The organism is Streptomyces sp. URMC 127, assembly GCF_051386535.1.
Lineage (GTDB): Bacteria > Actinomycetota > Actinomycetes > Streptomycetales > Streptomycetaceae > Streptomyces.
Map to the genome: position 1 here is coordinate 1 of NZ_JBPQTW010000411.1, position 2,194 is coordinate 2,194.

Below are 2,194 nucleotides of genomic sequence, written 5' to 3' on the forward strand. Positions count from 1 at the left end.
GGCCCCGACCCACCACCGACAGGAGACCTCGCTCATGACCGTCTACTTCATCGGCGCCGGCCCCGGCGCCGCCGACCTCATCACCGTCCGCGGCGCCCGCACCCTCGCCCGCTGCGGCGTCTGCCTCTACGCGGGAAGCCTCGTCCCGCGCGAACTCCTCGCCGAGTGCCCCCCGGACGCCCGCCTCGTCGACACCGCCGGCCTGACCCTCGACCAGATCACCGACGAGCTGACCCGGGCCCACGCCGCGGGCCAGGACGTGGCCCGCCTGCACTCCGGCGACCCCTCCGTCTTCAGCGCGGTCGCCGAACAGATGCGCCGCCTGGACGCGGTCGGCATCCCGTACGAGATCGTGCCCGGCGTCCCCGCCTTCGCCGCGGCCGCCGCCGCCCTCGGCCGCGAGCTGACCGTGCCGACGGTCGGTCAGACGGTGATCCTCACCCGGATCGCCCGCCAGGCCACCCCCATGCCCCCCGGCGAGGACCTCGCCACCCTCGGCCGCAGCGGCGCCCTGCTCGTCCTGCACCTGGCCGCCCGCTACGCCGGCGAGGTCGTCGCCGAACTCCTCCCGCACTACGGCGCCGACTGCCCGGCCGCCGTCGTCGCGATGGCGAGCCGCCCGGACGAACTGGTGCTGCGCGGCACGCTGGCCGACATCGCGGAGAAGGTGAAGGCGGCCGGAGTGGTCCGCACGGCGGTCATCGTCGTGGGCCGGACGCTGGCGGCGGAGCAGTTCCCGGACAGCTACCTGTACTCGGCGGACCGCGACCGGGATCACCAGGGACGCTGCGCCAACTGAGGTTAGCCTATGCTTACCTGTACATGATCGTTCCAGGGGGGAAGCGCATGCCGAAGCGCACGTCAAAGACCGTAAGAGCCGCACTCGTAACCCTCGCCGCCGCAACGGCCATCGCCGTCACCGCGACCGGCCCGGCCACCGCAGCGACACCGCCCGGCCCCGAGAGCCACACCGCCACCCAGACCGCCCTGAACGGCCTGGTCGCAGCCGGCATGCCCGGCGTAGCCGCAGGAACGCTCACACCCAAGGGCGTCTGGTCCGGCTCCGCCGGCTACGCGGACACCGCCACGAAGCGCAAGCGCACCGCCGCCGACCACTTCCGTGCGGGCAGCATCACGAAGACCTTCGTCGCGACGGTCCTGCTGCAACTGGAGGCGGAGGGGAAGCTGAGCCTCGACGACTCCGTCGAGAAGTGGCTCCCCGGCGTGGTGAAGGGCAACGGCTACGACGCCGACAGGATCACGGTCCGTCAGCTCCTCAACCACACCAGCGGCGTGCACGACATGGTGTACACGCCCGAGTGGAACGAGCAGATGAACGGGCAGGGCTTCTTCCAGCACCGCTACGACATCAAGACGCCCGAGCAGATCGTCGCCATGGGCATCAAGTACGGCCCGGACTTCGAGCCCGGCAAGGGCTGGCGGTACTCGAACACGAACTTCGTCCTCGGCGGCATGATCATCGAGAAGGTGACGGGGAACCCGTACGCCCGCGAGGTCGAGCGGCGCATCGTCAAGCCGCTGGGCCTGAAGGAGACGACCTTCCCCGGCACGGACCCGAAGCTGCCCGCGCCGCACCCCGTCGGCTACTCCAAGCTCTACGTGCCGGACCCCGGCCCGGAGATCTACGACGCCACGGAGTACCGCCCGTCCTGGTCCGGTGCGACGGGCGAGGTGGTCAGCACCAGCGGCGACCTCAACCGCTTCTTCAGCGCCCTCCTCCAGGGCAAGCTGCTGCCGCGCAAGCAGCTCGACGCGATGCTGACCACCGTGGAGACGGGCGAGCACTACACCTACGGCCTCGGCATCATCTCCCGCAAGCTGACCTGCGGCGTGCAGGTGTACGGCCACGACGGCGTGGTCTGGGGCTCGCTCACGGGTGCCGCGGGCACGCGCGACGGCAAGCACATGCTCACCTTCAACATCAACGGCGACTGGCTCAACGAGAGCCCGCCCTTTGAGAACATGTTCGAGGGCGAGTTCTGCGGTGCGCTCCCCAAGCCGGTGAAGGACAAGCCGGCGGCCGCGGCGGCCTCGCTCAACACGCTGCGCTAGCCCTGCGCCGGCCCCGCGCCCCTGCGCCGGCCCCGCGCCCCTGCGCCGGCCCTGCGCTAACCCCGCCCGCGAGCGCCGCGCGGACCCACCGGTTCCGCGCGGCCCACGATCGTGCCCGCGC

At 71.7% G+C, this 2,194-nt stretch carries 2 protein-coding genes; both read left to right on the forward strand.

The features are described 5' to 3' along the window. The first annotated feature begins 34 nt into the window (after positions 1-34). Entirely contained in the window at positions 35-799 is a 765-nt protein-coding gene (gene cobM / locus ACSNOH_RS34540; RefSeq protein ID WP_436725402.1) for a precorrin-4 C(11)-methyltransferase, read from the forward strand. A gap of 47 nt (positions 800-846) precedes the next feature. Next, positions 847-2,073: a serine hydrolase domain-containing protein gene (locus ACSNOH_RS34545; protein ID WP_436725401.1), complete on the forward strand. Its 1,227-nt coding sequence runs from the start codon at positions 847-849 to the stop codon at positions 2,071-2,073. Positions 2,074-2,194 lie beyond the last annotated feature (121 nt).